The sequence below is a fragment of the Pseudomonas sp. C5pp genome, from assembly GCF_000814065.1.
Taxonomy (GTDB): Bacteria; Pseudomonadota; Gammaproteobacteria; order Pseudomonadales; family Pseudomonadaceae; genus Aquipseudomonas; species Aquipseudomonas asiatica.
Genome location: NZ_JWLN01000003.1, coordinates 139,564 through 166,096 on the forward strand (window position 1 = coordinate 139,564; position 26,533 = coordinate 166,096).

General features: G+C 56.0%; 30 protein-coding genes and 2 pseudogenes. 19 read left to right on the top strand and 13 right to left on the bottom strand.

The genetic code is table 11. The features are described 5' to 3' along the window. The first annotated feature begins 8 nt into the window (after positions 1–8). Both RR51_RS03560 and RR51_RS03565 read left to right on the top strand, forming a co-directional pair. Complete coding sequence (locus tag RR51_RS03560; protein WP_052261027.1) at positions 9–1,001, top strand: PDR/VanB family oxidoreductase; 993 nt, start codon at positions 9–11, stop codon at positions 999–1,001. 14 nt (positions 1,002–1,015) lie between these two features. Beyond that, positions 1,016–1,282: a LysR family transcriptional regulator gene (locus RR51_RS03565; protein WP_021783614.1), complete on the top strand. Its 267-nt coding sequence runs from the start codon at positions 1,016–1,018 to the stop codon at positions 1,280–1,282. Positions 1,283–1,453: 171 nt separating this feature from the next. Here RR51_RS03565 and RR51_RS03570 read toward each other — a convergent pair whose 3' ends face one another. Beyond that, positions 1,454–1,963, bottom strand: coding sequence for an acyloxyacyl hydrolase (locus RR51_RS03570; protein ID WP_009681434.1), 510 nt, complete (start codon positions 1,961–1,963; stop codon positions 1,454–1,456). Positions 1,964–2,238: 275 nt separating this feature from the next. Here RR51_RS03570 and ligD point away from each other — a divergent pair, with 275 nt between their 5' ends. Further along, a complete protein-coding gene (ligD, locus tag RR51_RS03575; protein WP_082044637.1) occupies positions 2,239–5,025 on the top strand; it encodes a DNA ligase D in 2,787 nt (928 codons plus the stop codon). 104 nt (positions 5,026–5,129) lie between these two features. On the opposite strand, the gene RR51_RS03580 is transcribed toward ligD, so the two are convergent. The 4 genes from RR51_RS03580 to RR51_RS03595 all read right to left on the bottom strand — a co-directional run bounded on the left by RR51_RS03580 (position 5,130) and on the right by RR51_RS03595 (position 8,416). Continuing rightward, the gene (locus RR51_RS03580; RefSeq protein WP_039612638.1) at positions 5,130–6,137 is read right to left on the bottom strand and encodes a zinc-binding alcohol dehydrogenase family protein; all 1,008 of its coding nucleotides are present in this window, start codon (positions 6,135–6,137) and stop codon (positions 5,130–5,132) included. 148 nt (positions 6,138–6,285) lie between these two features. Beyond that, a complete protein-coding gene (locus tag RR51_RS03585) occupies positions 6,286–6,801 on the bottom strand; it encodes a carboxymuconolactone decarboxylase family protein (protein WP_039612639.1) in 516 nt (171 codons plus the stop codon). Positions 6,802–6,834: 33 nt separating this feature from the next. Continuing rightward, complete coding sequence (locus RR51_RS03590; protein ID WP_039612640.1) at positions 6,835–7,599, bottom strand: SDR family oxidoreductase; 765 nt, start codon at positions 7,597–7,599, stop codon at positions 6,835–6,837. Positions 7,600–7,618: 19 nt separating this feature from the next. After that, positions 7,619–8,416 carry an SDR family NAD(P)-dependent oxidoreductase gene (locus RR51_RS03595; RefSeq protein WP_039612641.1) on the bottom strand — a complete coding sequence of 266 codons (798 nt, stop codon included), beginning with the start codon at positions 8,414–8,416 and terminating at the stop codon, positions 7,619–7,621. 105 nt (positions 8,417–8,521) lie between these two features. Between RR51_RS03595 and RR51_RS03600 the strand changes: the two genes are divergently transcribed. Next, complete coding sequence (locus RR51_RS03600) at positions 8,522–9,472, top strand: GlxA family transcriptional regulator (RefSeq protein ID WP_039612642.1); 951 nt, start codon at positions 8,522–8,524, stop codon at positions 9,470–9,472. 75 nt (positions 9,473–9,547) lie between these two features. Here the strand turns inward: RR51_RS03600 and RR51_RS28850 are convergent. Then, positions 9,548–10,360 (bottom strand): annotated as a pseudogene (locus RR51_RS28850) (alpha/beta fold hydrolase); the annotation flags it as partial. Between the two features lie 242 nt (positions 10,361–10,602). Here RR51_RS28850 and RR51_RS03605 point away from each other — a divergent pair. From RR51_RS03605 to RR51_RS03620, 5 genes are all read left to right on the top strand, one after another. After that, positions 10,603–10,986, top strand: a complete 384-nt coding sequence (locus RR51_RS03605) for a MaoC/PaaZ C-terminal domain-containing protein (protein WP_177328637.1) — start codon at positions 10,603–10,605, stop codon at positions 10,984–10,986. Between the two features lie 89 nt (positions 10,987–11,075). Next, complete coding sequence (locus RR51_RS31170; RefSeq protein ID WP_177328638.1) at positions 11,076–11,234, top strand: hypothetical protein; 159 nt, start codon at positions 11,076–11,078, stop codon at positions 11,232–11,234. A gap of 16 nt (positions 11,235–11,250) precedes the next feature. After that, positions 11,251–11,475 carry a DUF2188 domain-containing protein gene (locus RR51_RS03610; RefSeq protein WP_039612718.1) on the top strand — a complete coding sequence of 75 codons (225 nt, stop codon included), beginning with the start codon at positions 11,251–11,253 and terminating at the stop codon, positions 11,473–11,475. Continuing rightward, on the top strand, positions 11,472–11,906 hold the full coding sequence (locus RR51_RS03615; RefSeq protein WP_039612644.1) for a hypothetical protein: 435 nt from the start codon (positions 11,472–11,474) through the stop codon (positions 11,904–11,906). Before RR51_RS03610 ends, RR51_RS03615 begins: the two co-directional genes overlap by 4 nt. A gap of 83 nt (positions 11,907–11,989) precedes the next feature. Further along, entirely contained in the window at positions 11,990–12,361 is a 372-nt protein-coding gene (locus RR51_RS03620) for a response regulator (protein ID WP_039612645.1), read from the top strand. A 205-nt stretch (positions 12,362–12,566) separates the two neighbouring features. On the opposite strand, the gene RR51_RS31175 is transcribed toward RR51_RS03620, so the two are convergent. Continuing rightward, positions 12,567–12,806 (bottom strand): response regulator transcription factor, encoded by a 240-nt coding sequence (locus RR51_RS31175; protein ID WP_177328639.1) that lies wholly within the window; start codon positions 12,804–12,806, stop codon positions 12,567–12,569. A gap of 182 nt (positions 12,807–12,988) precedes the next feature. On the opposite strand from RR51_RS31175, the gene RR51_RS03630 reads away from it, so the two are divergent. After that, complete coding sequence (locus RR51_RS03630; RefSeq protein WP_039612646.1) at positions 12,989–14,536, top strand: sensor histidine kinase; 1,548 nt, start codon at positions 12,989–12,991, stop codon at positions 14,534–14,536. A 156-nt stretch (positions 14,537–14,692) separates the two neighbouring features. Here RR51_RS03630 and RR51_RS03635 read toward each other — a convergent pair whose 3' ends face one another. Next, on the bottom strand, positions 14,693–15,118 hold the full coding sequence (locus RR51_RS03635) for a response regulator (RefSeq protein WP_039612647.1): 426 nt from the start codon (positions 15,116–15,118) through the stop codon (positions 14,693–14,695). Positions 15,119–15,912: 794 nt separating this feature from the next. On the opposite strand from RR51_RS03635, the gene RR51_RS03645 reads away from it, so the two are divergent. Continuing rightward, positions 15,913–16,203, top strand: coding sequence for a hypothetical protein (locus RR51_RS03645; protein WP_039612649.1), 291 nt, complete (start codon positions 15,913–15,915; stop codon positions 16,201–16,203). A 273-nt stretch (positions 16,204–16,476) separates the two neighbouring features. On the opposite strand, the gene RR51_RS31485 is transcribed toward RR51_RS03645, so the two are convergent. Next, the gene (locus RR51_RS31485) at positions 16,477–16,767 is read right to left on the bottom strand and encodes a hypothetical protein (protein ID WP_039612650.1); all 291 of its coding nucleotides are present in this window, start codon (positions 16,765–16,767) and stop codon (positions 16,477–16,479) included. Between the two features lie 306 nt (positions 16,768–17,073). On the opposite strand from RR51_RS31485, the pseudogene RR51_RS31490 reads away from it, so the two are divergent. From RR51_RS31490 to RR51_RS03655, 3 genes and pseudogenes are all read left to right on the top strand, one after another. Then, positions 17,074–17,289, top strand: a pseudogene (locus RR51_RS31490) (hypothetical protein); the annotation flags it as partial. Positions 17,290–17,524: 235 nt separating this feature from the next. Continuing rightward, the gene (locus tag RR51_RS28865) at positions 17,525–17,959 is read left to right on the top strand and encodes an NUDIX domain-containing protein (protein ID WP_082044645.1); all 435 of its coding nucleotides are present in this window, start codon (positions 17,525–17,527) and stop codon (positions 17,957–17,959) included. 57 nt (positions 17,960–18,016) lie between these two features. Next, positions 18,017–18,289 carry a PepSY domain-containing protein gene (locus RR51_RS03655; RefSeq protein ID WP_052261029.1) on the top strand — a complete coding sequence of 91 codons (273 nt, stop codon included), beginning with the start codon at positions 18,017–18,019 and terminating at the stop codon, positions 18,287–18,289. Positions 18,290–18,599: 310 nt separating this feature from the next. On the opposite strand, the gene RR51_RS03660 is transcribed toward RR51_RS03655, so the two are convergent. The 3 genes from RR51_RS03660 to RR51_RS03675 form a co-directional block, all read right to left on the bottom strand. After that, positions 18,600–18,935, bottom strand: a complete 336-nt coding sequence (locus tag RR51_RS03660) for a hypothetical protein (RefSeq protein WP_039612651.1) — start codon at positions 18,933–18,935, stop codon at positions 18,600–18,602. A gap of 676 nt (positions 18,936–19,611) precedes the next feature. Next, positions 19,612–20,406, bottom strand: a complete 795-nt coding sequence (locus tag RR51_RS03670; RefSeq protein ID WP_039612653.1) for an OBAP family protein — start codon at positions 20,404–20,406, stop codon at positions 19,612–19,614. 244 nt (positions 20,407–20,650) lie between these two features. Next, on the bottom strand, positions 20,651–21,343 hold the full coding sequence (locus RR51_RS03675; protein WP_039612654.1) for a DUF421 domain-containing protein: 693 nt from the start codon (positions 21,341–21,343) through the stop codon (positions 20,651–20,653). A 190-nt stretch (positions 21,344–21,533) separates the two neighbouring features. Between RR51_RS03675 and RR51_RS03680 the strand changes: the two genes are divergently transcribed. From RR51_RS03680 to umuC, 3 genes are all read left to right on the top strand, one after another. Then, a complete protein-coding gene (locus RR51_RS03680; RefSeq protein ID WP_039612655.1) occupies positions 21,534–22,451 on the top strand; it encodes a bifunctional helix-turn-helix transcriptional regulator/GNAT family N-acetyltransferase in 918 nt (305 codons plus the stop codon). An 84-nt stretch (positions 22,452–22,535) separates the two neighbouring features. After that, positions 22,536–22,964 carry a LexA family protein gene (locus RR51_RS03685; protein WP_039612656.1) on the top strand — a complete coding sequence of 143 codons (429 nt, stop codon included), beginning with the start codon at positions 22,536–22,538 and terminating at the stop codon, positions 22,962–22,964. Then, a complete protein-coding gene (umuC, locus tag RR51_RS03690) occupies positions 22,951–24,231 on the top strand; it encodes a translesion error-prone DNA polymerase V subunit UmuC (protein WP_039612657.1) in 1,281 nt (426 codons plus the stop codon). Before RR51_RS03685 ends, umuC begins: the two co-directional genes overlap by 14 nt. A 54-nt stretch (positions 24,232–24,285) precedes the next feature. Here umuC and RR51_RS28870 read toward each other — a convergent pair whose 3' ends face one another. Next, complete coding sequence (locus RR51_RS28870; protein ID WP_082044639.1) at positions 24,286–24,630, bottom strand: stress-induced protein; 345 nt, start codon at positions 24,628–24,630, stop codon at positions 24,286–24,288. Positions 24,631–24,873: 243 nt separating this feature from the next. Here RR51_RS28870 and RR51_RS03695 point away from each other — a divergent pair, with 243 nt between their 5' ends. After that, positions 24,874–25,242 (top strand): hypothetical protein, encoded by a 369-nt coding sequence (locus RR51_RS03695; RefSeq protein WP_025752850.1) that lies wholly within the window; start codon positions 24,874–24,876, stop codon positions 25,240–25,242. Between the two features lie 16 nt (positions 25,243–25,258). After that, positions 25,259–26,434, top strand: coding sequence for a DUF3800 domain-containing protein (locus tag RR51_RS03700; RefSeq protein ID WP_039612658.1), 1,176 nt, complete (start codon positions 25,259–25,261; stop codon positions 26,432–26,434). Positions 26,435–26,533 lie beyond the last annotated feature (99 nt).

The window sequence follows — 26,533 nt, forward strand, 5'->3', positions numbered from 1 at the left end:
GAGAGGTGATGACGATGACATCTTTAGCAAATCCCAACCCAGCGTTGCTGGAACTGTTGATCCGTCGCGTTACCCGCGAAGCCCAGGGGATCAACTCATACGAGCTCGTTGATCCGAATGGTGGTGCGCTTCCACCATTTACAGCCGGCTCACACATCGACATCCATCTGCCCAATGGAATGGTCAGGCAATATTCGCTGAGCAATTCGCCCGCCGAGCCTCATCGCTACGTGATTGGTGTACTGCGTGATGAGCGAGGGACTGGCGGCTCCATCGCGGTTCATCAGCTGCATGTCGGCGAAACCGTGAGGGTCAGTGTGCCGCGTAACAACTTCATGCTGAGCAAGGAAGCTCGCAAGTCCATCCTCTTGGCCGGTGGCATCGGCGTCACGCCCATGAAATCGATGATGCATGCACTGGAGTCGGCGAAGCAGGAGTATGAGCTCCACTACTGTTGCAAAGGCCCCGAATTCGCTGCGTTTTCAGAGGAGATGGAAGAGCTGATCGGGGAAGGAAAGGTCGTCCTTCATTTCGATGGCGGGGATCCCTCCAAGAGCTTCGACCTACAGTCATTCCTGAAAGACGCCCCCGAAGGTTGCCATGTGTATTACTGCGGGCCTGCAGGCTTCATGAACGCGTGCAAGGAAGCCGCTGCTCATTGGCCTGCTGGCACAGTTCACTTTGAGCACTTCAAGGCACCCGTGAAAGCACCTGAGCCGGCAAGCGCGGAGCAGAGCAATGGTTCGTTCGTCGCTCGCATAGCCAGCACTGGCGAAGAGATCGTCGTCCAGGCCCACGAGAATCTCGCGCAGGTGCTCCAGGATGCGGGTTACCCAGTCGAGACTTCATGCCAGTCGGGGCTGTGTGGCACCTGCAAGATTCGTTATCTGGAAGGAGAAGTCGACCATCAGGACTACATCCTCGACGACTCCGAAAAAGGGAGCTGTCTGACGGCGTGCGTTTCGCGTGGGAAGTCCAAGCTTCTCGTGCTCGACCTGTAGGTCTGGTGAAACACATGAACGTCACCAAGCTGGAAAGCTTTCTGGCGACTGTCGACCTGGGAACAGTGAGCGCCGCTGCGGCACAGCTCGGCATTGGTCAGCCGGCTGTCACCAAGCATCTGAACGCGCTGGAGGCAGAACTGGGCGTCGAGTTGTTCGTTAGTGCATCACGGCGAACGCTGCTCAGTCCTGCAGGCGCGAAAGTGCTATCCACAGCGCGAGTGATCGTCGCGGCAGTGGATTCGCTGCGAGCCGAGCTGGAAACGGCACGGAGCCATTAAAGGTTGCATATGGAACTTGGCCCCGGTGAGGTACTGCCGGGGCATTTTTTTCGCTTCGCCCCGTGGGCATGAACAACGTAGGCTCATTTAGCTGTGCTTATTCACTATCTCGCCTCGACGACTAGGCATCCCATGATGCGCTGATTAGCCAGGAGTACCAGCCCTGCGACATCAAATCTGATGGCTGTAGAACAAGGCGAATGACTCGATGCCATCGTTCGGCTGCTTGATGCCTGCGTTGGAGTAATGAACCGCCCTTATCCCTACTCGCTGCTTATCACCAATTTTCAAACCTACCCCGATCCGGTCTTCAAAGTTGAAGGCTGAGCCAAGGTTCTGATCGCCGACCTTTGTATTGGAGAAAAACGCGAGCCCAATGCCTGCCTCGATGAAGGGTTTGATTTCCCCTCCGGCGAACTCGTAAACGAACACTGGAGAGAAGGACAGCGAGTGAGCGCTGCCTGCCGCATCGCCAGCTTCCCAATAGGTGTATCCGGCATCCCAGTATCCTGTCAGCCTGCCGGTATCAGATCGAAGCCAACTTTTCTCCCACTCGACTCCCAACCCGACTCTGGCGGTGAGACCACCTTGACTGGTTGCGCCCAAGGAGCCTGATAGCTCAGCGGCGGAGGTAGCAAAGGCGGCCATAGTGAGAAGGGTGCCGAAAAATAAATGCTTCATGCAGATAATCCACGATGGTTATTGTTAGCTACCTATCTGAATCGAAGTGCTATCAAATCGTTCCTCCCCTCGACATAGTTGGCGAGATTTTGGCTGATTTGCCATTTTTGTGATCGACAACAGGTGAAGCAAGATCACCATCTACCAAAGGCAATTGATAACCGTCACCCTCCCTTAGAGAAGTTTCTTCAGCCGCTGAACCGCCAAGATAGCTGATAAATCAAAGAGGAATTCAGCTACTAGACTCAAGGTGCTGCTACTTGGAGGATCGTTCCATGGATGACATCACCTTGGCTTTCCTAGCTTTTAGCGTCGACCATCCGGAAGCGGTTGAGCAGCTACAAATGTTGTCAGAGGCGAATGCTCTGGAGGCCGGTGAGTCCTTGCAGGAGCTGCGAGATACTTTGGTTTTGCAGACGCTGGAGGCTGAGGCTAAGCAGCGTGGTATTTCGCTCGAGACGCTGGTTGAAAAGCTTAGCGGCCAGGCGAGCCAAGTCGCAGGTGATTCGGACAAGGTTCAGGGCTTAGAGAAGTACAATCAAATGCGCGACTTCGCCGCTTCGCCGGAGCCGTCAGGCTCATCGAAGCCAGCAAGGCGAGGCAAACGCACCGAACCTCAGGCCCTGCAGTTTTGCGTACAAAAGCACGACGCCACCAGGCTCCACTACGATTTTCGACTTGAGCTCAATGGCACGCTCAAGAGCTGGGCCATACCGAAAGGCCCATGCTTCGATCCAAAGGTGAAGCGGCTGTCGGTGCATGTCGAAGACCATCCGCTCGACTACGCCACCTTTGAAGGAACGATTCCCAAAGGGCATTACGGTGCCGGCGAGGTGATCGTCTGGGATCGCGGTATCTGGATCCCTCAAGGTGATGCGGACGAGGCCTACCGCAAAGGCCGACTCAAGTTCGAACTGCGGGGCGAGAAGCTGTCAGGCCTGTGGAATCTGGTTCGAACCAATATCGAAGGCAAGCAGGAGCAATGGTTCCTCATCAAATACCAGGACGAGTCGGCCAGACCGCTCGCTGATTACGATGTCGTGTCGGAGCAGCCGAACAGCGTGCTCAGCGACCGAACTGTCATTCCCAAGAAACGAGGCAAGCCTAAATCCTCAACTACGAGTGAGTTACCAGATAAAGCCGAGCCGCTCCGAACGGCTCATGCAGTACCGGCAGACCTCCCAGAGAAGCTGGCACCGCAGTTGGCCACGCTCGTCGAGTCGAGTCCGCAGGGCAGTGAGTGGCGCTTCGAGATCAAGTTCGATGGCTATCGCATGCTCTGCCGAGTCGAGGGTGACGAAGTGCGCCTGTTCACTCGAAATGGACATGACTGGACTGACAAGCTGCCGAAGCAGGCCGCAGCCATCAAGCAGCTCGGTTTGGAAAGCGCCTGGCTCGATGGTGAGATTGTCGTCCCGAACGCTGATGGCGTACCCGATTTCCAGCTGCTGCAGAACGCGTTCGATGCGGGCAAGAGCCAGGGCATCATCTACTACCTGTTCGACCTTCCGTACCTCAACGGCGCCGACCTGCGGCTAGTGCCTGTGGAGCAGCGACGAGCCGCGCTCAAACAGGTGATGGAAAGCAATGAGCACCCCTTGCTTCGATTCTCGGACGACTTTACTGAAGACGTTGAGGCGCTCATGAACAGTGCGTGCCAAATGAAGATGGAGGGCCTGATCGGAAAGCGCTCCGGTAGTCCTTACGTATCAAGGCGCAGCGATTCGTGGATTAAGCTCAAGTGCAAGCATCGCCAGGAATTCGTGATCGTTGGCTTCACCGATCCGAAAGGTGCTCGCAGCGGCTTCGGGGCATTGGTGCTTGCTCTCACCGATAAGGACAGTGGAGAGCTTCGTTACGCTGGGAAGGTGGGCACTGGGTTCACCGAGTCGACGCTTGCCACCATCCTGCAAAAGCTACAGCCCCTGGAACAGAAAAAAGTGCCCGTGGTGAATCCGCCAAAGGGCGTCGACGCCAGGGGAATTCATTGGTTGAAGCCGGAGCTCCTGGCTGAGGTCATGTTCGCCGAGATCACCTCGGATGGTGTGGTGCGGCACGCAGTCTTCCATGGCATCCGAACTGACAAACCCGCCAAGGACATCACAGTGGAGCAGCCGGCGCCTGCGCCGAAAGAGGCGAAGTCTGCCAAGAAGGAGACGACCAAACCACCAAGTGGCAAGGTCAGGATCACGCACCCAGAGCGCGTCATCGACCCAAGCAGCGGACTGACAAAGCGCGATCTCGCCGAATATTACGCGCAAGTGTCGCCATGGCTTCTGCCGCATCTCAAAGAACGTCCCATTGCGCTCGTGCGAGCGCCTGACGGCATCACTGGAGAGCTGTTCTTCCAGAAGAATGCTGATCGCCTGGCGATCCCCAACATCACGACCGTGCCGAAGGCCGAAGCGGGCAAAGCTGGCATGGTGATCAATAGTGTCGAAGCTCTGGTCGGGGCAGTGCAAATGAGCACCATCGAGCTGCATTCTTGGAACGGCACGACAGCTCACATTGATCAGCCAGATCGCTTCGTCCTTGATCTTGACCCTGATCCTGCACTGCCCTGGAAGTCGATGGTAGAGGCGACACAACTGACCCTCGTGGTGCTTGATGAGCTTGGGCTGCAGTCATTTCTCAAAACCAGTGGTGGTAAAGGCATCCACATCATGGTGCCGCTTACTCCGAAGGCTTCATGGGAAGAGGTGAAGTCGTTCAGCCAGGCGGTGGTGAAGTACATCGCCAAGCTCATTCCAGATCGGTTTTCGGCTGTGCTCGGCCCGAAAAATCGCATTGGCAAGATCTTCATCGACTATTTGCGAAACGCTAAAGGCGCTACGACGGTCAATGTCTATGCGGCCAGGGCTCGTGAAGGGCTACCTGTATCTGTCCCGATTTACCGAGAGGAGATCGTCGATCTCAAGTCAGCAGCAAGATGGAACATCAGCAACCTCCAGGAGCGCCTGGATGAGCTTGCCGGCGAGGATCCTTGGGCAGACATGGCCAGCACCAAGCAACTCATCACCTCAGAGATGAGGGAGCGAATCGGTATAACATCGCGGCGCTAGCTAAGGCCACAGTTGGGTGAGTTGATGAAGTTAACTTCGGAACTGCGCCATAATCCATGTCAGGTTGGAGCGAGGTATGGCGCAGGAAATCCAACAGGCAGTGATCAGAAGCCTTCTAGGACAATCTTGCCACGAGCTTTTCCGCTTTCGAGTACGGAGTGAGCGCGCTTCAGATTTTCTGCGTTGATCGTACCGAAGTGGTCGCCCATGGTTGTCTTTAAAACACCATCATCGACCAGCTGTGAAACACGCTCGAGCAATTGGTGTTGTTTGATCATGTCCTCGGTTTTGTAGAGTGAACGTGTGAACATGAGCTCCCAGTGCAGCGATAGAGACTTGCGCTTGAGCGGCATGACATCCAGCTGCTCTGGGTCGTCAATCAGGGCGAGCTTGCCCTGTGGCCTAAGCGCTTCCACAAGCTGAGGGAGGTAGCTATCGGTATGTGTCAGGCTGATCACATAGTCAACGGAATTGAGCTTGAGCGCCTCCAGCTGAAGCGGAATCGACTGAGTGTGATCAATGACATGATGGGCTCCCAGCTCCTTTACCCATTCTTGGGTTTCAGGCCTTGAGGCAGTGCCGATGACTGTCAGTTGCGAAAGCTTGCTGGCAAGCTGAACCAGGATCGAACCGACGCCGCCACCAGCCCCGATAACCAGCAGGCGTTGATCCTTGCCGCCATTCTCTTCAATGCCCAGGCGGTCGAACAGCAATTCCCAGGCAGTGATAGCGGTAAGTGGCAAGGCGGCGGCACTGGCGTTATCCAAGCTGCGAGGCTTGTGCCCAACGATGCGCTCATCTACCACATGAAGCTCACTGTAGGTGCCGGGCCGGTCAATGGCGCCGGCATAGAACACCTCATCACCGGGTCGGAACAACGTCACCTCAGCTCCGATCTCACGGACGACGCCGACAGCGTCCCAGCCGAGCACCTGTGGATGCTCCCCGCCACGGCTTGCCCGGACTTTGGTATCAACCGGGTTCACAGCAATAGCTTTGACCTCCACCAGAAGATCGCGGGCACCGGGTTTGGCCGTGGGTAGTTCCGCGTCATAGAGTGATTGCGGATCATGGATTGGCAAACCGGATTGGGTATAAACGACTGCCTTCATTGGCTTTACCTCTTTCGCATTCGATAAGGGGAGCAGGCTATTCGCTTCGATTTGCGGAGCAAATAGCCTTAACTGAATAAGACTTTCCCATTTGGAATGAAAATGTCGTGGAGCGTCTGTGACCAAGTGGGCTCGCTCCACCCAACCATCATTTGCCAGGAGGGAAATCTATCTCGGTCATGGCCACATTGTTCAGGTAGTTGGTCAGTGTGAGCAGAGAAACCTGGGCGATTACATCCACGATCTTGGCATCGTCCAGGCCTGCCTCACGAGCGGCTGCCAACTGCCCATCGCTGAGCTGGCCCCGGCTCAAGGTGATCGCCCTGGCCAGTGCAGCCACGCCATCGAGCGTGCCGGCACGTGCAGCTAGCAGATCGTCGGGATTGAGGCCAACTTTGTTGCCGAAGAAGCTGTGTGCGGCAACGCAGTAGTCGCACCCATTGACCTCGGAGGCGGCCAGCGCCGCAATCTCACGTTCGGCGGGGGTCAAGCTGTTCTTGTTCAGCGCTTGCGACAGTGCCAAGTAGCCACTGAGCGCCGCTGGCGAATGGGCGAGGGTGGCAAACGCATTCGGGATGAAGCCCAGGCCTTTCTCAACGCCCTGGAGGGAGGTACGGGCAGCGGAAGGGGCCTGTTCGAGCGACAGAGCATTGATACGCGTCATATTCAGTTCCTCGGAATAGGTTTGGGTTCGGCTTCAGGCAACGGGTATCGGGTTATCAACCAGCGACTGGTTGAACTGATGAATCAGTTCGTGCTCATTCGCTCCCTGGTTGGCGCGCAGCGGGAGGACGCGATCCACCAGCACTTCCGTAGTGGCCGATTCGAGCTTGGCCAGCGTTTCCTGAATGAAGTCACTCAGCGGCATGGCGCGTTCATCACCGCTCTTGTGAATGAGGTCGGTATCGACCCACGGCGGTGCGATTTCCAATACCTTGACGCTGGTGTCACGCAAACTGAACCGCTGCGACAGCGAGTAGGAGTGAATGGCTGCCTTGGTCGCCGAGTAGAGGGCAGTGGCTGCCAGCGGCAGGTAGGCCAGCACCGAACTGTTGTTGATAATGTAGGCGTCCGGTTGACCCTTGAGATGCTCCACGAAGGCAGCGCTGACGCGTACTGGGCCCAGCAGGTTGGTCTGCAGGAGGCTCACCGCCTGTTCGTCGTCGTAGTCCCCGGAAGCCGGGTTGTCGAAAGGCATGATCCCGGCATTGTTGATGATCACGTTCAATTCTGGATAACGGCGGATCACCTCTTGAGCCACCTGTCTGATCTGCTGCGGATCGTTGATGTCCAGGCGCACGGTATCGATACCGGGATTGGCCTGGGCGATCTCATTCAGCAGTGCCTGACGACGTCCTGCAACGATCACTTTGTTGCCACGATGATGGAATGCCTCGGCTAGGGCGCGGCCAATGCCTGAAGTACCACCTGTGATGAAGATAGTGTTTTCACTAAGTTTCATGATCCGATTCCTTTGATGATCAGTTGGCGTTGTAACGCGGGGCCAGCTGGTGGCTGGACAGCTGGCTGAACAGGGCTTGCCGGCTGGCTTCGTAGCGTTCGAAGGCTTGCAGGTTGTGCATTGAGGGAATGGAGATCAGTACCTGGTCATCGAAATCCTGCAGAGCGCCGTCCACAAGATCCTGGGCCGACATCACGATGCCTGGATCGAGGTTCTCGACCGGCAAACCACCGATCTGCCAGAAGTCCGTCGCGGTGGCCCCTGGTAGCACCGCCTGCACTTGGATGCCGCTGTCCGCCAGTTCCTTGTGCAGAGACTGAGTAAAAGCGGTGACATATGCCTTGCTCCCGCCGTACACGCCGTTCAGCAATTCTGGGGCCAGGCTGACGATGGAGGAGATGTTGATCACGGCGCCTTGTTTGCGAGCCACAAACCCTGGAATAGCTGCATAGGTAAGGCGAGTGAGGGCGGTGACATTGAGGGTGATCATCTCGGCCATGCGCTCGACATCACTTTCCAGCAGGCCGGTATGGGTGCCGATGCCAGCGTTGTTCACCAGCAGGCTGATAGTGGCGTCTTCACGCAGCTTGCGTTCGACCTTGGCCAGATCGGTCGCGTCAGCCAAATCCGCCGGAAATACTTCCACGTTCTGGCGGGTTTCCGTGGTCAGCCGGCTGGCCAGAGTGTTGAGCCTTTCACGATTGCGAGCGACCAGCACAAGGTCGTAACCCCGGCGTGCCAGGCGTTCCGCGTAGATAGAACCGATGCCGGTGGAGGCGCCGGTGATGAGGGCAGTGCCTTTGAATTGCTGCGTCATGGTCGTGCTCCGTTGTTTGCTGTGAAGCCATGATGCAGAAGGTCGCTTTCGTCTTAAACGACGCATATGATACGTTTTTAGGACATCAACGAATTGGGCTTAACCATGCACAGGGTCGGCTATCTGATCACCGAAGGTTTCCAGGTTATGTCGCTGGCGACACAGGCTGTGTTCGAGTTCGCGAACATCGTCGCTGGCGAAGCGGTCTACAAGATTCAGAATTTTTCCATCGAGGGCGGCACGGTGCGCTCTTCCTTGGGGATGTACATGGACACGCTGCCGCTGGGGGCTCCCGGTCTGGCCGACACCTGGATGATCACTGGCACATTGACCCCCCTGACGCCGCCGAGCGAACAAGTGCTGGCAAGCGTGCGGGGCTTTGTCGACAGCGCTAGACGTACCGCAGGCCTCTGCACCGGCTGCTTCGTCCTAGCCCAGGCCGGCGTGCTTGATAACCGGCGAGCTACGACCCACTGGGCCTACGCAAAAAAGCTCCGTGAGTTGCACCCGAATATCGAAGTCGAGGAAGACCGCATATTCATCGTGGATGGGCAGATCTGGACGTCTGCGGGCATGACTGCCGCACTGGATATGGCGTTGGGCATGGTGGAGAAAGATCTCGGCACCGAGATGGCCAGGTCGGTGGCAAGGAAGTTAGTGATGCATCAGCGCCGCTCCGGTGGGCAATCCCAGCATTCCGAGCTGCTGACACTGTCTCCGAAATCAGATCGGATTCAGACTGCCCTCGATTACGCGCGGAAGAATTTGAGCCGACCATTAAGCGTTGAGGAGCTCGCAGAAGCAGTGCATTTGAGCCCCCGCCAATTTACTCGCGTCTTCACTGCCGAGACCGGCCAATCACCCGCCAAGGCAGTGGAGAGCCTGCGCCTGGAGGCAGCCCGCTTGATGATCGAGCAGAGCCGTCATAGCCTGGACGTTGTGGCGAAGGAAACCGGGTTCAGGGATCGCCGGCATATGCGAGAGGTCTTCATTCGTGGTTATGGCGTGCCGCCCCAGGCAGTGCGGAGGGATGCTCGGCGCGTGGTGTCTGTTTAATGCAAGGGCCACACTGGTGGCCCCGAATTCCGCGTAAACCGACGTAAAAGCGGCTATATGGCGAGCCGCCGCCTGCGGGTACTGCATATGTGGGCCGTGACCTGCGCTAGCGAAGCTCACTAGCGTCAATGTGGGAAGCTGGCGGCTCAGGGCATACCAGTTTTCAACCGGGAAGACGATGTCGTGATCAGCGCCCAGGTGAAGCACAGGGATCGTGGTGGTTTTCAGTGCATTCAGTACCGCTTCAACTGGGAAAACCGGATTCTTTGGGCCTTCGCCAAGTTGTTGGGCTGCCCACTCAAAGGGAACCTCAGGGCTACGTTCGTGAGTCCGTAATGAAAGCCGCGCCCAGGCGCTCTCAGCTGTCGCTCGGCTATCCCCAGAGTCCGGTTCGAAGAATAGGCTTACGAAATCTTCAAAGTCATTTTCTCGACGAGCAATCTCGTAGAACAGCGCTTCGCCGGGTTTTGCCAGGTGCCCAGGGGGAGTAGTGCCAATCAGCACGGCATGGCTTACTACTTGTGGGGCTTGGGCGAGTACAACCTGAGCGGCTATGCCGCCGAGTGACCATCCGCCGACGACCACTTTGCCGAGCTGCAGCGCGTGAATGAGTTCGATAGCATCCTTCGCAAGTGACCCAGGATTGTAGCTGGGGGAGCCGCCTGATTGGCCCAATCCGCTGTAGTCAAAAATTGTGACCTGGAAGCCGAGCTCAGCAAGGTTGTCCAGAAACAGTGGATCCCAGTCGTCCATGGTGCCGCGATAGCGTACAAGCAGGACGATTGGCTGGCCGCTGCCGATGGTTCGATAAGCCAGGCGGCGATCACCTAGGTCGATGAACTGAGTTGGTGCGCTAACGCTGGGCGATGTAGCAGTCATGTGGCACATCCGTGATGTTGGGTGATGAGCAATCCTGGCCTCTAAGCTGCAACCTATAAACGTCGTTTAGGGGCATGATTCGAGACATGCGGTTGTAAGCCGCACCCATTTGGTCAAGCTTGATAAGCGTCGCCGTCCTTGGCCGAACGCTGAGGTAATCAGGAGGTAGGAAATAGCTGCTGATAACTCAAACAGGTTGTTTTTTCGAAGATTTGAACGTTGGCGATTCCTTCACCAGCGGAGCGTATGAGATGACTCGGGAGCGGATACTTGGATTCGCTTCGGAGTTCGACCCGCAATCTTTCCATACGGATGCCGATGCGGCGCAGGCAACGTTTTTCGGTGGGTTGGCAGCAAGCGGCTGGCATACGGCAGCAGTGACGATGCGGCTGCTTGTGGAGAGTGTTCCATTCGCAGGAGGACTGATTGGCGCTGGGAGTGAAATCTCATGGCCAAGAGCAGTAAGGCCTGAAGATCAGTTACACGTCATCACCACGGCAAGAGAGCTCATTCCCTCCAAGTCGAAGCCAGATCGGGGAATGGCTGTGCTGGAAAGCATCACTTACAACCAGGATGATGCCATCTGCCAAACCAATGTCTCCAAAGTAGTGGTTTTTCGACGGGGCGAAGGCTAGAAGCCGCTGCACCCCACATGATGGGCTGTAAAAACTGAACATGGGCAACAAGACGACCTCCAATTTACAACTGGTTAGGAGGAATCACCATGCAGCCAAAAACTGAAGGTCTTGAAGAGCACGGCCTGAGCGGCGTGCCGTTCATTAATGACCCTGAAAAGCCAAGCTCGCCGCCGTTGAATGATGCCGACACCACGGATGCTGCCGAGGCCGAGGAAGACATTCTTGATGATGGTGAAACCCTGTAGCCGAATGGAGAAATTGATGGACACTTATCATGTCAACCCAACCGGGGAAGGATGGGAGCTCAAGAAAGTTGGCGCTGAGCGGGCATCGAAACGCAGCTCCACGAAGCAGGAGCTGGTGAGCTCACTCTCAGATTTCTTTGAAGGCAAAACCGCGTCGGTAAAAATCCACAAGGCCGACGGCACCATCGAAGAGGAGCGTACCTACCCCCGCTCAGATGACCCGCGTCGTAGCAAAGGTTGAAGGACGTAACTGCCCGTGACCTCGGCATAGAGGTCTCGGATGACCTTGGCCTGTTCAGATGGTTGCTGGCCAGTTTTCTCATGGGCAAGCCCATCCGCTCAACCGTGGCTGTAAAGGCATACCGAATCCTCGTCTATGAGCAGGGGCTGAATACGCCGCAGAAGCTTTTCCAAACCTCTCATTCGGCACTTGTCAGGTTACTCGGTCAGGCCGGGTACACACGATACGACGAATCCACCGCCCGACGGTTACATGCCCTTGCCAACAAGTTTGAGGTGGAACTGGCTGCCCAACTTGAGACACTGCGGGGAGCCACAGGCATTGAGGGTTTTAAACGCTGGCTAATGGAGTTTGAGGGTATAGGCCCTAAGGCGGTGGAGATATTCCTGCGCGAAGGCCGGGCCCATTTGACGACGTTGGTAGGCCGCTGAGCAGAGGGTGGCCCATAGCCCCCATCGACGTGCGGACATATGAGTGAAACACTCAGTAATTGGACTATGGACTGGAGTGGGTGATGAGGCTCGACATCAAGGGTTTGTCGCTGTCAGGGAAGACAGTGATCGTCATAGAAGACGATCCGACGCTTCGAACCTTGCTGGTGGAAATTCTTAGCGAATTGGGCGCCGCCTGCGCTGCATTCGATAACGCAGAAGATGCCTTGATCAACATGTTGGGCCTTAAAGATGAATGCACGCTGATCGTTGTGGATCACAGTGTACCTGGAAGCATTCAAGGAATGGAATTCATCTCCATGGCCCATGAGAGGTGGCCTGGACTGCCCGCGATTCTGACCTCGGGCTATCAACTTGACGCGTCGCAGGTGACCCCGCCTGTGATCTACCTGTTCAAGCCATGGTCGATTGATCAGCTAGCAGACGCAATGTAAGGCGCTCAACGCTGCTTCCATAGATAGAGACAAGTGATTGATAGACATCTGCGCCCCCCATGGTTTGCTTAAGCCTCTATGGCGGGCAGGGTTACCAGCTTGTTAATCAGCGAGGCCAGATCGGTAATCCCCCACGGCTTGGGCAGGAATGCCGCCCTCACCGGAAGTAAATGGGTATCAATGATTGCGTGTCCTGACGTCAAAATCACGGGTAGGTAGGCCACCTGCGCCAAATGACGTGCGCCAGGCCTAATCCGTCCATGCGGCCAGGCATGTGGATATCGGTCATTACCAATGCAGGGGTTTCTTCATGCGAAAGGTGGTGAAGCGCCTCGTCAGCATTTGCCGTGGACGTAATGGTTACCGCGTAAAGTGACGAGAGACTCTCTGCGGTGAGATCTCTGAGTAGCTCGTCGTCTTCTACGATCAAAATGGTTTTGGTCATGCGTCGTTAGCTCGCTTCTGGTATGCGTTAGGGCCTCCCGGCCATACGACGTTGCTCCGAAGCGATGAGTGGTGCGCCAAGCGTCGCTTGGGATTAGCGGCTATCGTAGGAAGGCGACAAGCGAACCGCCTTCACGGCATGTAGGGTTCCGGGGCGTATACCGTCAATCTGAAGGGAAGACTATGCAGCAGCTGCCAGCTGACGAAACCATACGAGCGGCCTTGAAGAAGACCCACATTCGCCTGCACCGTCAACATGAACTGGTGGTGGAATTCGGCGTGATGTCCTTGAAGGTGACTGACCTGGATCTGTTGTTGACCCATGCCTGTGAAGTCGTCGCTGAGGGGATGAGCACTCGCTTCGCCAAGGTGCTGCAGCCGGCAGAGGAGGGGGAGGGCTTCGTCTTGTCCCATGGCGTGGGCTGGGACGCTTCTGACATCGGTCAGGCTACTGTGGGTGCTGATGAAGCAAGCCCGGCAGGCTATGCATTGGCTACCTACAGGCCAGTGCTCTCGAACCATTTGGGCATGGAGAACCGCTTCCGAACACCGGAATTGCTGAAGAAATACGGAATCGAACGGGCTATCAACGTCCCGATCCGGGGCGTGCTCAGCCCCTTTGGCGTCCTCGAAGCCGATAGCAGTGACGGGGACGATTTTGTAGAGAGCGATCTCGTATTTTTGGAGGGTATCTCCAACGTCATTTCCATGGCCCTTGAGCGAATATCTGCGGGAGGAGATATTCCTCTTCCCGATCCGTATTCGGAAACACTTCTGAACGCGAGTCCAGACTGGGTCGAGATCCTGACTTCAAGCGGCGAGATCGAGTTCATGAACGAAACGGGGCTACTCTTCCTGGCTACCCAGCTGGCGGGCGTGAAAGGCCAGCGGTGGCAAGACTTGTGGCCCGAGGAGTCTCGCTCACTTGTTTGCGAGGCTATGAGAAAAGTCAGCGGCGGGGAAACCGCTCGATTCGAGGCCTATCACCCCATCTCTGCAGATGATCCAAAATGGTGGGACGTGACGGTGGCGCCGATCCTCGGAGCGGACGGCAAGGTCGAGCGAATGATTGCCGTATCGCGAGATATCACCGAGCGTCATCAATATGAAGCTCAATTGCTGTCGCTCATCGAGGCCCAGAATAGCAAGCAAAACCGAAGCGACCTCTATCTCGAAGAGATCCACCATCGCGTCAAGAACAGCCTTCACCTGGTAAACACACTGCTGTTGCTGCAGGCCAATCTCACGCCTGATGCAGCGGTCAAATTGCAACTTGAAACCGCCGCAGGCCGAGTGGTGACCATTGCAACGGTTCACGAGCGGCTGTACCAAGCTGCCGAAGAACAAGAACTTCGTGCTCGTGATTACCTCACTGCTCTGCTGGGGGATCTGGGTAGAGCCTTAGCCGACCGGAAAATTGCGCTAGAGGCTGACGACTTCGTACTGCCCCCAGAAAGAATGGCGCCCTTGGGGCTGGTGATTTCTGAACTGATCACGAATGCCCTTAAGTATGGCAAGGGCGACATCGAGGTGAGCGTCAAGCATGCCGGCGACCATGCCCTGCTCACCGTCAGGGATGAGGGCGATGGATTCCCTGATAATTACCCTAAGCCGACGGGCACGGGCCTCGGCATGCGCTTGGTCAAAAGCTATTCCGGCTACGGCAGCGCGGCGGTTGAGGTGGATCGGTCAGATCGTAAAAGCTGTATCCACGTCCGCTTCAAACTTTAGAAACCAGGCGATTGAATGCGTCCCAATGGCCTAGCCCAGACAAATTAACGAGACCGTTGATCGGGCTTGCCCTACCTGGGTTTCCGAGGCCGCTAATTGGTCTGTAGTAGGCCCCCCCTTATGTCCAATATGGCCAGAATACGGTGGACTCGAGAGCTAAACCACGTCTGCTGCCGCGCCCGGTTGAGCCATTGCTGGTTGTGACAGCTGGTCAAAAATCATTTCCTGCAGCTTGGTTACCGGCCAAGGCTTAGGCAAGAACAGCGCATTGTCAGGGAGAGCGCGGGCTACGAAGTCGTAGTAGCCACTCATCACGATGAGGCGAGTCTCAGGGTTGAGCTGGCTAGCGATCCAGGCGAGGTCGACTCCATTCAGCAAGCCCGGCGTTTGCACGTCCGTGAGCAGCAACGCCCAGTCTTGTTTCATTAACTCCAACTTACCGGCATCAGCGGTAGCCACCGCTGTGACAACGGCACCCCAATCTTCCAGATAGAGGGTCAAAAGCTCTCGAATCAAGGGTTCGTCCTCAACGATGAGGACGGCAGGATGGTCTTTTTTCGCGACGGGGTGCAGCTCTGTCATTACTCATACTCGGGAGAGCGGCTGCTGGAAGGGAGAGACATCCAGGTCTATCTGCTGAATTTCAGCGAGACGTAGCAGCGCGCCATCACTACGACATCGCGGTTGCTCAGAAAATTCAGTTCGCTTAGGCACACTCAAGGTGAACCAGCCTCCGCCAGAGAACTCCAATCGAGGGGCTCATGAGCCGCTGTGGTGATGCAACGTAGCGGCATGAAAGCGTGAAGCGGCGTAGGGACTAGCCGTGTTACAGGGCAAGGATTTGTTATGCAGCGTCAGAATGTTGAACAAGCCGAGCAATTGGTGGCAGAGGTACTCGTAGCGGCCTGCCTGGCGGCGGCGGCTGACGAAGCCTCAGCCAATGAACGCAGTGTCGTCCGTGAATTGTTACGTTGTGCCTTTGAGACACTCTGTGCCAGGCGGATCTCCGTCCATGCGCAGGTCGGGGGGCGGGAAGTCAAGCTGCCCTGTGCCGAGGACGGAAGCGTCGTTGTAGGGCACCTAGCGAACTTTTTGATGAGGAAACGCGGAAGGCAGGTGATGCTAGATCGAGCTCGCCTCCAATCTCATGCCACGCTCTTGGCGATGGGGGAGTGGTGCCGGTCGGCATTGAGGAGCAATCTTCGGAAAGCTTTCAAGATTCTTGGTCATACCGAGTTTTGCTGAAGGCATTGAGATCGCATACGTCACATCTCGACATCTTGCTACGACTTTTCCGCTCGGCGGGGATGCGTTGCCGCTCAGCTGCGCTATGGTACAGACACCCTGGCATAAGACTAAAGTCGTAGGAGGGCGGCATGCGCATACGCGGTGACATTTTCTGGAAATGGTCAGACCCGACGCTTCATCACCGAACTCACGATGAGACACTGGACGACGGCACGACGATGGATATCCAAGTGCGGTTATCGCGAACGGGCAGCACGCAAATGTTCATAGGCGTGTATGCCGGCAGTGGTATGGCACTGCATGAAGAAGCCTTTGACACGCGTCCTGGAGAGTCGATGACGCGTGCCTTGGCCTGGGGGGTTGGCCGTGCGAGGTGCCTCGCTACCGAGCGCAACAAGCCTTCGCAACGGCTTGCTTGAACAAAATGCTGGAAACCGTGGGTCGCACTCTTTCTCAGCGATCCACGGCTTGATGAGTTCAGGCGACATATTCCGCTTTGAGAGACTGAGGTAGGTGAGGCAAATCGGGTTTCAATCCGCCCGACATCTTCATCCACTCGGTGAGCCAGGCGATGACCAGAGTGCGAGTCACAGGGCTGGGCCCAACCTGGCGCTCCAGTTCGACAGCTATCTGATCCAGTCGCGCGATCTCAGCGTCAGTTGGCCTAATTAATCAGTCATTATCTTGTTTTCCTAACCCTTGTGCTGATTCGGTTCCAAGGCGGATATAGCCAGAGCACGACCCCGGCCAGCAGCCCACGCCATGGCTCGAGTCACCGATTCACCAGGGCGTTTTGCATACGCTTCCTCAATCCTTGCCAAGCCCGAGCGCTCATAGATCCCTATGAACAACTGAGTGTCCCCAGTCCGGGAGAGCCGAACCTGAATATCGAGTTTGGCTCCATCATCTAGCTCTTCCTCGTGGGAATGGTGCTGCAGGGCTGGATCAGCCCATGCCCAAAATACTGTTCCTCGATGTCGCATCCTTGCCTCCTGATTACCTCTCCTTCAAGCGAGCTTAGTCCGTTTCGTCTACGTCGGTGTTCTCAATCATTTCAGGACATTCCAGTGCATGCTCAAACATGACTCTCGTGATTTTCAGGTGCCTACAGGCTGGAGCTGCCCCAATAGCTTTCATACGCATGATCATTGCCCATGAGCCATGCCTGTCCTAATTCCTCAAGCGCGGCGGCTCCAGTGGATGCTTGCCAGTGAACTCAGCCGTGCAGCATGAGTAGTCTTGAGGTTTTTGCACAATGAGACTAATACTTAGGTCATGCCGGATGAGGGATGATCATGCAGATACGCTTTGTTGTGGTTCCCGCTGTACCCACGGAAAAGGAGATTTTTCCTCGCCGCATCGGAGTTCCCAGTGCTTCTGGGGCAGGCTACGACCTCTACGATAACCATAGCAAAACCAGGTTGATTTTGAATTTCCCTACTCGTGCCGAGGCGGATTACGAATGTGCCCGTCGCAACAACCAATGCGGCGCGAGTGGATCAACCTTTACAGAAGTTGGCTCAAGGTATATCGGGCGCGGGTTGCGTTCTGAAGGAGCTGGATCCAGGTGTGTAGGCCATGGCTGAAGCTTCATACTGACACCAAGCACTACGATCTTAACCCCTCCATTTCTGAGTGCGGACGTATGACCTGAACTCGTTTCCGAACGTTGGTGTCATCAGCATAAGGAAGCCCATCCCAGCGTTCAGGATGCCGCCCATCTTCCAGGTGCGATCCCTCATGAGCGTCACCACGCATCGCCCGCTCAGAGCTAAGGCCACGATCATCTGCTCACGAAATGACAAGGTTCTGCTTGTCCGCAGGAAGGGTGCTAAATGGAAGTTTCCGAGCGGACTGCTCGCGACAGGTGAGGCGCCAATCGTTGCCGCTGCTCGCGAGCTTTGGAAGGCTCTGGCGCTTCATTGCTCAGGCTTAAACCCTGTGGGCACCGTCGAAGTAGGCAACGTTCTCCACCACATTTTCACGACTGACGTACCCGACGGTTGCTGCGTCGCTCTTGGCAGAGGCATCGTCGCCTGTAAGTGGATTTGTTGGGAGGATTTAAGCTCAAGCATGCTGAAGCCCACAGCCGCTGCTTTGCTTTCACGAGATCTGCAAGAACTCGTTCACCATGATGAGCGCCCGGAATCAGTGTCGGCTTTCAACACAAACTGAACGTCAGGATCAGCGTTCGGGTCGGATTGTTAGCTGCCATGAAAAGGGAGGTTGACGATGAAAGCGATGACACGACTGTTCACGGGCCTGGCATTAGTTGGTGCTATGGGGGCTTCTTCCGCTTGGGCTGATACGCCCGGTGCCGACTGGAAAGTGAACAAGGATCAGGCCGAGGCAGCCCTGAAAGGGGCAGGCTACACCCAGATTACCAAGATCGAAGCCGACGATGGTCATTGGGAAGGCGAGGGTATCAAGTCTGATGGCAAGCGGTACGAATTCCAGGTAGATCCGCACGACGGCAAAATCATCAAAGACGAACTGGATAACTGATCAGGGCGGGTGTTGCTCTCTGAGCGGCCCGTGTTTAATGCACGGGCTTTTTTTCAACTAGCAATCCGAGATAACTCTTTCCGCCTCATCGCCGGCCAGCCAATCGCCAGTGATGGGCGTGCTGATGCGATAACTCTACGAAGGGAAGAGGTAGGGGAAGATGCGCCTGCCACGCGTCCGGGTCGACCTGTCATGGGGCACCCGTAGAGAGATGATTAGCCAGAGCTTCACGACACGAATTGACTGTTTACAACAAAAAGATCGGGCATGAGCAAGGCCAGGGGTTCCAACTCCCTGGCCCTGAACAACCTTAGCGATTGTCTTCAGTCATGCCGCTGTCTTCGTCCTGCACCGCTTGCGAAGCTTCGTCAATTTCGCTTTCGCCATTGTCCGATTTGGGCCCCGTGGTATGACCTCCCATGCCGCCTCGATGAGCTGCACCAACTGCGCCCTGGTGGTCGCTTTGGTATCCACCGCCTAAATCCTGACCACCTTGATGCAAATCTCGTTGGAGGTCGGATTCGCTCTCCGATCTGCCACCTCTTTGACCAGGCTCAGATGGTAGGTGTGCGTCATTCTCGAAGCCATCAGGATTCTTTTGGGTGGTGCCGCCTTGCTGACCGCTCTTGTCCTGATCGTTTGCCATGATCTCGCACCTCGTTTGTTCACACAGAGGGCCTGTGTGTTCTGTTGAGATGCTTGGCGAATTGGGGAGGCTCCCTTTACTTTCGTATTAGCTGACCGGGTGCGCGAAAGACCGTGGAGCGCAACGAATCGTGTAATAAAGGTTGCTGCATAGCTTGGGCAGTTGTCCGCGCTCGATGTAGGACTACCCGGCATCCAAGAGAGGCAGGCGCTGCCTGATGTCGGCGATGAGCCGCCGACCTTCTGCCTCCATCAGATCGCCGTAATTGGCAATGGCGGCACACCCTCGGCACGTGAGGATAGCTTTCTTGTTCAACCTCTGTGGTACTACAAGGTCTTGCCCACCGCATTTGAGACATCTCAAGGTGACGCTCACAGTTTTCCTCTCCATGGATGTTGATCAGGATCCTTCCCTCGCCGTGCTGATCACTAAACACGGTGCGGTACATGGAGTGTCGCGGTGGGCTGATCGTTCACTTTGAGACAAGGACTAGGCCAGGCGTTTGAGTGACGGCAACTAGCAAGCGGAGCGCGCAGCCCATGGATGGGCGGAGGCGTGAGGATGGAAGCCCGGTAGGGCCGTAACCCTGGCATCGCCAGGGTGCGGTACACGACAGCCGCTCCCCCGAAAGGGGGACACGCCCGAGGCCCCATCCACACAAAGCTGATGCAGACGGCTATTGGCTGGATCGGCTATTCGTAGTGGATGGTGTAGCTGTTGCAGAGCGATGTACATGGGCACCGGTTGGATCGGTGATTTGAATGACGTTACCGTGCTGCCAGCCATCAGCCTGGGGATCAGCATCAGGAATACGAATGTCAGCCCGCTCAGCTTTGGTTTTCACAGCATCCACACCCAGGCGCCGATTGCGCTGTTCGACCATGGCAGCGTCAGCCTGCCCATCTGCGGTGAAGCCCATCATCAACTGCGGTACGCCCACTGGCAGCGCTTTGTCCTGATCGGTGTGCCAGGTATGCCATGTCTTCCCATAGGTATGCGCCAGGCGCTCCATCAGGGCATGCTCAGCAGGTGCAGGAATGCCCGGGGCAATCAGCTGCCCAGAAGAGACCTCGTAACCATGGCTGTGCCACATCGCCTTCTCCTTGGGCGGTAATCGGGCAAAAAGCTTCTCGTCGATGATGTACTCGACGCCCATGATCTTCGCACCCTTGGTATTGCCGTCGAATATCACACACTGGATGACATCCTCATTGAGGATCGAGCAGTAGTGGTGCGCTTCCATCTGCACCTCCGGATGCCCGTTGTAAAAGTGAAAGCCATCCAGGTAGGCGTTGATGGCCTCAATGGGCGGCTTGGACTGCAGCGTCGCGGCGCCGGCTTCCAGCAAATGGGTTGTAGCAGACTCGGGCCTGCCTGGTGTTTCCACAGGAGACTTCGTTTCAGGAGCGGAACAGGCCCACAGCAGAGTGCAGGCGAGGGGAAGGGTTATCGTTTGGAATAGCTGTCGCATGAGGAAGGCTCTGGCTGGTGTCCTTAGAGGACAGCCTTGGCCGATAAAGCGGACAGCCCAACGGACGAATGGCCCGTGTCGATGAAGAATTGCGGGCAAAAGAAAGCCCGCTGCTAGGCGGGCAAGGGAGCTTCTATCACACGTAGGGATAGCTAACGTTCCCACACCGTATGTGAAAAGGACGTGAATACACGCGGCGGTGAAGGCGCTGTCTGTCCAACCCCGCATTTAAAGTGGATTTAGTCTAGCGGTTGCGCACGGTATCCAATGCAGGTGACCAGACGTTATGTCCGCAGCGTTCACACACGACTGAGTCTTGAGCTTCATGGAAGGTTGGGAAGCCGCAGCTGACACAGCAGTGCAAGCCAGCGTTCGGCGGCGCCAGGTACTCTGGACGATGTTCGACTGGTAGCACCGACAGCCCTGGCCGGGTGTCATCTGGCCCATAGAAATACAGACTGATATCGCCATCGGTTTCCAATAGGCCGAGTCGAACCTGGCCGAGATGCTCCACTCCTTGTTGGCGCAGCTCCATGAAGAGCTCGTTGGACGAGATGTTCAAATTCCGCAGCGAATGGATCTCGTACATTCCGTCCTTTACGACCGTGATCGGCAACCCATCGATCCAGGCCTCGCATGTTCTGCTGCGCCTCATCATGTAGACAGTTCCGCGATAGAGCAGCAAAAGCGTGAGGAAAACCAATGCGACCGGGAGGAGGGGTACATCTTCGTAAAAGGTAACATCGCCTGCGGCTGAGCCCAAGGTGAGGATCACCACGAGCTCGAAACGGGACAGCTGCCTAATTCCGCGTCGACCACTGAATTTCAGAAAGAAGAATACGGCTAGAAACGCCGCTGAAACGCGGAGAGCGACCTCGAGTAGAAAGGTCAGTGGGAACTCGCCAATGAGCATCCGCTGCAGGTCAAATGAAACCATTTGCCGTAACCCATCCTTCGCAATCTCCTGTTACGGGTTGACCCGCATTTCTCGTTCTTGGTTCAGGGGTGGTGTCAGCGAGACACCTAATCTTGGTTGTTGCTAGGAAGCCAGGGAGGCTGAAGACTTGAATTGACATGATTGCCTTTGGCAATGATATGATTGCTAAAAGCAAGCATTGAGGCTGGTCATGCATAACACCTTGCGGGAGCGCGCAGACGTCATCCGCTCATTCAATCGTTTTTATACGCACCAGATGGGGTTGCTCGACGAACATCTGCTTCGATCAGAGTTTTCCCTAACTGAAGCTAGGATCCTATTTGAGCTTGGCGCAGGTCGCCCACTCACCAGCGTTGATCTTCGGAGTCACCTCAGCCTAGATGCTGGGTATATGAGCAGGGTAATAACAGGCCTGGAGAAACGTGGCCTGATTGAGAAGGTACGCTCTGACCAAGATGCTCGAGCTTACGAGATCCACCTGACCCATGAGGGACAGATAACCCTGGCATCGCTTGAGGAGGTATCTCGAGACGCGGTGATGGCGCTAATTGAGCCTCTGTCCGAGCCCCAGCAGCGCCAACTGACTGAGGCAATGAAGCAAATTGAAGGGCTTCTTGGTAAAGCAGATCGCTCCTACCTACTACGTGATCCCCAGCCTGGCGACATGGGGCTGGTCGTTCAGCAGCAGGCCGCACTCTACTCAGGTGAGTACGGCTGGAACTCCGAATTTGAGGCTCTGGTAGCGGAGATCGTCGCGAAGTACCTCCGGGAGTTTGATCCAGCCCGCGAGCGTTGCTGGATCGCAGAGCAGGGCGGCCAGGTGGTGGGATCAATTTTCGTCGTTCGGCACGATGAGAACACCGCCAAGCTGAGGATGTTGTACGTCGACGCTCGTGCGAGAGGCCTGGGTATTGGTAAGCGCTTGGTGGATGAGACACTACGATTCGCTCGTCAAGCTGGTTACAAAAGGATGATCCTCTGGACGACCAGCAATCTCACGACCGCCCGTAAGCTCTATCAGGGTGCCGGTTTTGAGCTTACTGAGGAGGAGGAGGTCAACAGCTTCGGCAAAGATTTGGTTAGCCAGACTTGGGCTCGCGATCTTTAACTATCTTCAGCTTGTCTGGGCTGCATTGACCAACTGACGAGAAAACGCTTAACTGTACGCATATACAGTATAGGCGTTTTCGTCATGGTCACGATCCTCGGCCCCCTCGAACCAAGCGGTGCGAAACTCCCGCTGTTTTCCTTCCATGTCCCGGCAGGTTTTCCTTCGCCTGCAGCTGACCATCTCGAAAAGCGCATTTCCTTGGATGAGCTGCTCGACGTCAGGGCCCCGCACATTTACCTGGTGCGTGTAGAAGGCGACTCGATGATTGGTGCCGGCATCTATCCAGGTGACCTCGTGATCGTGGATCGTTCCATTGAGGCAGAGCCAGGCCACATTGTCATCGCCGCAGTGAATTGCGAACCGCTATGCAAACGGCTGGCCCGTGACGGTAGCCAGGTGGTACTGAAATCGGAGAACCCGCGCTACCCATCAAGGTACCTGCTGGAGGGGGAAGAGCTCCAGGTGTGGGGTGTTGTCACCTACAGCGTGCGCAGTCATGACAAAGTCTGAGAGGGTCTTCGCCCTCATCGACTGCAACAGCTTCTACGCCAGTTGCGAGCGCGTATTCCGCCTCGACATTCGCAACAAGCCGGTAGTGGTGTTGAGCAACAACGACGGCTGTGTAATCGCTCGCTCAGCGGATGCCAAGCCTTTCGTGAAGATGGGTGAGCCGTACTTCCAGATAAAGGACAAGCTCCGTAAGCATGGCATCGTGGCGTGCTCGTCGAACTATGAGCTCTACGGCGACATGAGTGAGCGCGTCATGACTGTAATCGAGTCCATGGTGCCGGCAGCGGAGGTTTACAGTATCGACGAGGCCTTTGCAGAGCTCACGGGGGTGCCAGGAGATCTCGAGCGTTTGGGCCGGCAGATTCGAGCCGAGGTATACCGGCGCACGGGCATCCCAGTCGGCGTCGGTATTGCCTCGACGAAGACCTTGGCAAAGCTAGCCAATCATGCTGCCAAAAAATGGCAGAGCCATACCGGTGGCGTTGTAGATCTGCGCGATGAAGTGAAGCGCAACTGGGTGCTCAAGAAATGCGATGCCGGCGACGTTTGGGGCATTGGCCGCCGCCTTTCTGCCCACCTGGCGGCAATGAATATCCGCACCGCGTGGGAGCTGGCCCATGCAGATGCCTGGTCGCTCCGGAAGCAGTTCAGCGTGGTACTAGAGAAGACTGTGCGCGAGCTTGGCGGTACCACATGCCTCGAGCTGGACGAGCCTGATCCACCCAAGCAGGAAATTTGCAGCAGCCGTATGTTCGGTACCCGGCTGACTGAACTGGCTCCTATCAAGGAGGCGGTGGCCACCTATACGTCCAGGGCTGCGGAGAAACTTCGCGCTCAGCAGTCGCTCTGCAAACGCCTACGAGTGAGTATCCGCACGGGCCAGTTCAATCCAAATGAGGCGATGTATGCCAACGGAATCCTCGTCGAGCTGCCATATCCAACGGACGATACGCGTTTGCTGACAAAGGCAGCGCAGGAGGGCGTTGAGCGGGTGTTCCGGGAGGGTTTTCGCTACAGCAAGGCGGAGGTGCTGCTGCTTGACCTCTGCCAGCCGAGCGAAATCACGGGTGACCTGTTCGCGGCTGCTCAGCCGGTGGCGAGTGAGAAGCTCATGGGGGTGCTCGATGCGGTGAACGGCAGGTGGGGTAGGGGAACGATGCGGTTGGCTAGCGTGCCTGTAGATCCTAGCTGGGGTATGCGTCGAGAGATGATGAGCCAGAGCTTCACAACGCGTGTGGATGAGCTCTGGACGGTTTACTGCAAATAGGGCGGTAGTACCTGAGCAAGGCCAGGGATTTCATTTCCCTGGCCCTGATCAACCTCATCGGTTGTCTTCAGTCATGCCGCTGTCTTCGTCTTGTACAGCTTGCGAAGCTTCGTCAAGGTCGCTCTGGTCATTGTCGGACTTTGGCCCAGTGGTATGGCCGCCCGTACCGCCTTGATGAACTGCACTGCCGGCTCCCTGTTGATCACCTTGGTGGTTGCCACTTAAGCCCTGGCCGCCTCCTTGGGATTCATGTTGCCGTTCCATGTTGGACTGGCCACCTGGCATCTGTCCGCCTCTTTGTCCTGGCTCAGATGGCCGGTGTGCATCGTTCTCGAAGCCATCGGGGTTGTTCTGAGTGCTGCCGCCTTGCTGGCCAGTCTTGTCTTGATCGTTTGCCATGATCTCGCACCTCGTCGGTTCACACAGGGGAACCTGTGTTTATTTCGGATGCTGGGCGGAATCGGCTGGATTCCTTTACTTCTGTATTAGCTGACAGAGGGCGCGAAAGGTCTCCAAGCGCAACGTATTGCGCAATAAAGGTCGCTGCTACGTGAATGATGAATTGCGAAGGAATGTCCGATGATGGCATTTGGCCTGGTTGCGAGATAAGCTCGGGCTTCAGATTATTATTCAAGGAAGACTATGAACAGGTTCATTGCTGTCATTGGGATGTGCTTCTTGCTCGGTGCATGCGCCACGTCCCACTACACCGCTGGGCGCGACTTCCCATCGGCGGGTGTAGCGAGCATCACCAAAGGAAAGACCACGACAACGGAGCTGAAAAATCTGTTCGGTGAGCCATACACGAAGAGTGCTGTGAGCGAGACCGATGAGAAGTGGATCTACACGTACACTTCTGGCTCAGCCCATGCGCAGAGCTACGTTGTGACGATGAAGGTCACCACCACCGGTACGCAGAAGACGTTGGATGTGCTCATCCGCGATGATGTAGTCATCAACTACACATTCAGCGAAGGGCCCGCTCCTGGTAGCAGTACAGCCACCTATTGATGAGGGAGGCACCTGATTGGACAGAACGTATGCCTATGTTGATGAGTCAGGTAACTCTGACCTAGACACATCCAAGGCTGGGAGCTCTGGCTTCTTTGTGGTTTGCTCCATCCTTGTGGCTGAGAAAGACCTGCAGGACGCCTACCAGCGTGCCGAGGAGCTTCGGCGGCAGCACTTCCAGACAGGCGAAATCAAGTCCAGTAAGGTGCGTGCGAAGGATGCTCAACGACGCGTTCGTATCCTAACCGACCTGGCGAAGCTTCCGATCAAGCTCTATTTCGTGGTGGTGGAGAAGGAGCGCATCTACAAAGATGGGGGCCTGCAATTCAAGACCTCGTTCGTAAAGCATATCAACGGATTGCTCTACGGTAGGCTTTTCAGGAACTGCCGCAATCTGCAGATGACCGTGGATGAGCATGGCGGAGTTGAGTTCCAGGAGAGTCTGAAGGCCTACGTACAAGATCGCTACGTCGATGATCTCTTCGGGGATGACCATGCGTTCCAGACGAAATCCAGCAAGGATGATGTCTTGATTCAGGTCGCTGATTTCTTCGCGGGGTCTGTAGCCCAGATCTATGAGGAGAAAGCTGTTGGCGATATTGCTGAGGTCTATAAAATGATCCTTCGCGAGCAGACCCTCGGCCTTCTGGAGTGGCCACCCAAGTTCAATTCGCTGCTTGCTCCGCCGATGGATGAGTCCAGCTACGCGGACTACCAGGTGCATCAGGAAGCTCTTCGCCAAGCAGAACTTTTCGTCGAAAAGGCCGGCCAACACCCGGACGAGGACGAGCGTCTACAGGTCAGCATCCTGGATTACCTGAGATTTCAGAGTGAGTTCGTCACGAAGGATTACATCCCTACAGCCGAGATCTTGGCTCATCTCGGTGACAAAGGCTTTGGCGATCTCTCGGAGCAGCGGGTGAGATCAAGTGGTATTGCGAAGCTGCGGGACGCCGATGTCATCATCACAAGTACGTCCAAAGGCTACAAAATCCCTCAGACAAGAGCCGATATCAATGACTTCCTAGAAATGGCATCAGGCGTGGTCGTGCCATTGCTTGAGCGTGTCAAAAAGGCCCGTGAGGTCTATAAGCTGAGTAGTCGCGGTGAGTACGACATCATCAAGGTGTCTAGGCTTATGGATCTGGAGAAGCTCCTATCCTCTCTGGACGCTTTTGCTCCAGACAGATGACTGAAAAAGACGACGTTTAATGACCTGGCCTCAAGAAGTTTCAAGGCTAGTTAAACCGAACGAATATCCAGCGCCAACGTCATATGAAAGGACATCGTT

What these genes read in the sequence shown, in the direction of transcription:
- RR51_RS03585 (WP_039612639.1), bottom strand. Translation starts at nt 6,801, where the DNA reads ATGACGCGTATCAATGCTCTGTCGCTCGAACAGGCCCCTTCCGCTGCC.
- RR51_RS03685 (WP_039612656.1), top strand. Translation starts at nt 22,536, where the DNA reads ATGGTCACGATCCTCGGCCCCCTCGAACCAAGCGGTGCGAAACTCCCG.
- RR51_RS31170 (WP_177328638.1), top strand. Translation starts at nt 11,076, where the DNA reads ATGCAGCCAAAAACTGAAGGTCTTGAAGAGCACGGCCTGAGCGGCGTG.
- RR51_RS03590 (WP_039612640.1), bottom strand. Translation starts at nt 7,599, where the DNA reads ATGAAACTTAGTGAAAACACTATCTTCATCACAGGTGGTACTTCAGGC.
- umuC (WP_039612657.1), top strand. Translation starts at nt 22,951, where the DNA reads ATGACAAAGTCTGAGAGGGTCTTCGCCCTCATCGACTGCAACAGCTTC.
- RR51_RS03595 (WP_039612641.1), bottom strand. Translation starts at nt 8,416, where the DNA reads ATGACGCAGCAATTCAAAGGCACTGCCCTCATCACCGGCGCCTCCACC.
- RR51_RS31175 (WP_177328639.1), bottom strand. Translation starts at nt 12,806, where the DNA reads ATGACCAAAACCATTTTGATCGTAGAAGACGACGAGCTACTCAGAGAT.
- RR51_RS31485 (WP_039612650.1), bottom strand. Translation starts at nt 16,767, where the DNA reads ATGCGACATCGAGGAACAGTATTTTGGGCATGGGCTGATCCAGCCCTG.
- RR51_RS03620 (WP_039612645.1), top strand. Translation starts at nt 11,990, where the DNA reads ATGAGGCTCGACATCAAGGGTTTGTCGCTGTCAGGGAAGACAGTGATC.
- RR51_RS03580 (WP_039612638.1), bottom strand. Translation starts at nt 6,137, where the DNA reads ATGAAGGCAGTCGTTTATACCCAATCCGGTTTGCCAATCCATGATCCG.
- RR51_RS03660 (WP_039612651.1), bottom strand. Translation starts at nt 18,935, where the DNA reads ATGGCAAACGATCAGGACAAGAGCGGTCAGCAAGGCGGCACCACCCAA.
- RR51_RS03675 (WP_039612654.1), bottom strand. Translation starts at nt 21,343, where the DNA reads ATGGTTTCATTTGACCTGCAGCGGATGCTCATTGGCGAGTTCCCACTG.
- RR51_RS03560 (WP_052261027.1), top strand. Translation starts at nt 9, where the DNA reads ATGACGATGACATCTTTAGCAAATCCCAACCCAGCGTTGCTGGAACTG.
- RR51_RS03655 (WP_052261029.1), top strand. Translation starts at nt 18,017, where the DNA reads ATGAAAGCGATGACACGACTGTTCACGGGCCTGGCATTAGTTGGTGCT.
- ligD (WP_082044637.1), top strand. Translation starts at nt 2,239, where the DNA reads ATGGATGACATCACCTTGGCTTTCCTAGCTTTTAGCGTCGACCATCCG.
- RR51_RS03610 (WP_039612718.1), top strand. Translation starts at nt 11,251, where the DNA reads ATGGACACTTATCATGTCAACCCAACCGGGGAAGGATGGGAGCTCAAG.
- RR51_RS03605 (WP_177328637.1), top strand. Translation starts at nt 10,603, where the DNA reads ATGACTCGGGAGCGGATACTTGGATTCGCTTCGGAGTTCGACCCGCAA.
- RR51_RS03600 (WP_039612642.1), top strand. Translation starts at nt 8,522, where the DNA reads ATGCACAGGGTCGGCTATCTGATCACCGAAGGTTTCCAGGTTATGTCG.
- RR51_RS03630 (WP_039612646.1), top strand. Translation starts at nt 12,989, where the DNA reads ATGCAGCAGCTGCCAGCTGACGAAACCATACGAGCGGCCTTGAAGAAG.
- RR51_RS03695 (WP_025752850.1), top strand. Translation starts at nt 24,874, where the DNA reads ATGAACAGGTTCATTGCTGTCATTGGGATGTGCTTCTTGCTCGGTGCA.
- RR51_RS28865 (WP_082044645.1), top strand. Translation starts at nt 17,525, where the DNA reads ATGAGCGTCACCACGCATCGCCCGCTCAGAGCTAAGGCCACGATCATC.
- RR51_RS03565 (WP_021783614.1), top strand. Translation starts at nt 1,016, where the DNA reads ATGAACGTCACCAAGCTGGAAAGCTTTCTGGCGACTGTCGACCTGGGA.
- RR51_RS28870 (WP_082044639.1), bottom strand. Translation starts at nt 24,630, where the DNA reads ATGGCAAACGATCAAGACAAGACTGGCCAGCAAGGCGGCAGCACTCAG.
- RR51_RS03645 (WP_039612649.1), top strand. Translation starts at nt 15,913, where the DNA reads ATGCGCATACGCGGTGACATTTTCTGGAAATGGTCAGACCCGACGCTT.
- RR51_RS03680 (WP_039612655.1), top strand. Translation starts at nt 21,534, where the DNA reads ATGCATAACACCTTGCGGGAGCGCGCAGACGTCATCCGCTCATTCAAT.
- RR51_RS03570 (WP_009681434.1), bottom strand. Translation starts at nt 1,963, where the DNA reads ATGAAGCATTTATTTTTCGGCACCCTTCTCACTATGGCCGCCTTTGCT.
- RR51_RS03635 (WP_039612647.1), bottom strand. Translation starts at nt 15,118, where the DNA reads ATGACAGAGCTGCACCCCGTCGCGAAAAAAGACCATCCTGCCGTCCTC.
- RR51_RS03670 (WP_039612653.1), bottom strand. Translation starts at nt 20,406, where the DNA reads ATGCGACAGCTATTCCAAACGATAACCCTTCCCCTCGCCTGCACTCTG.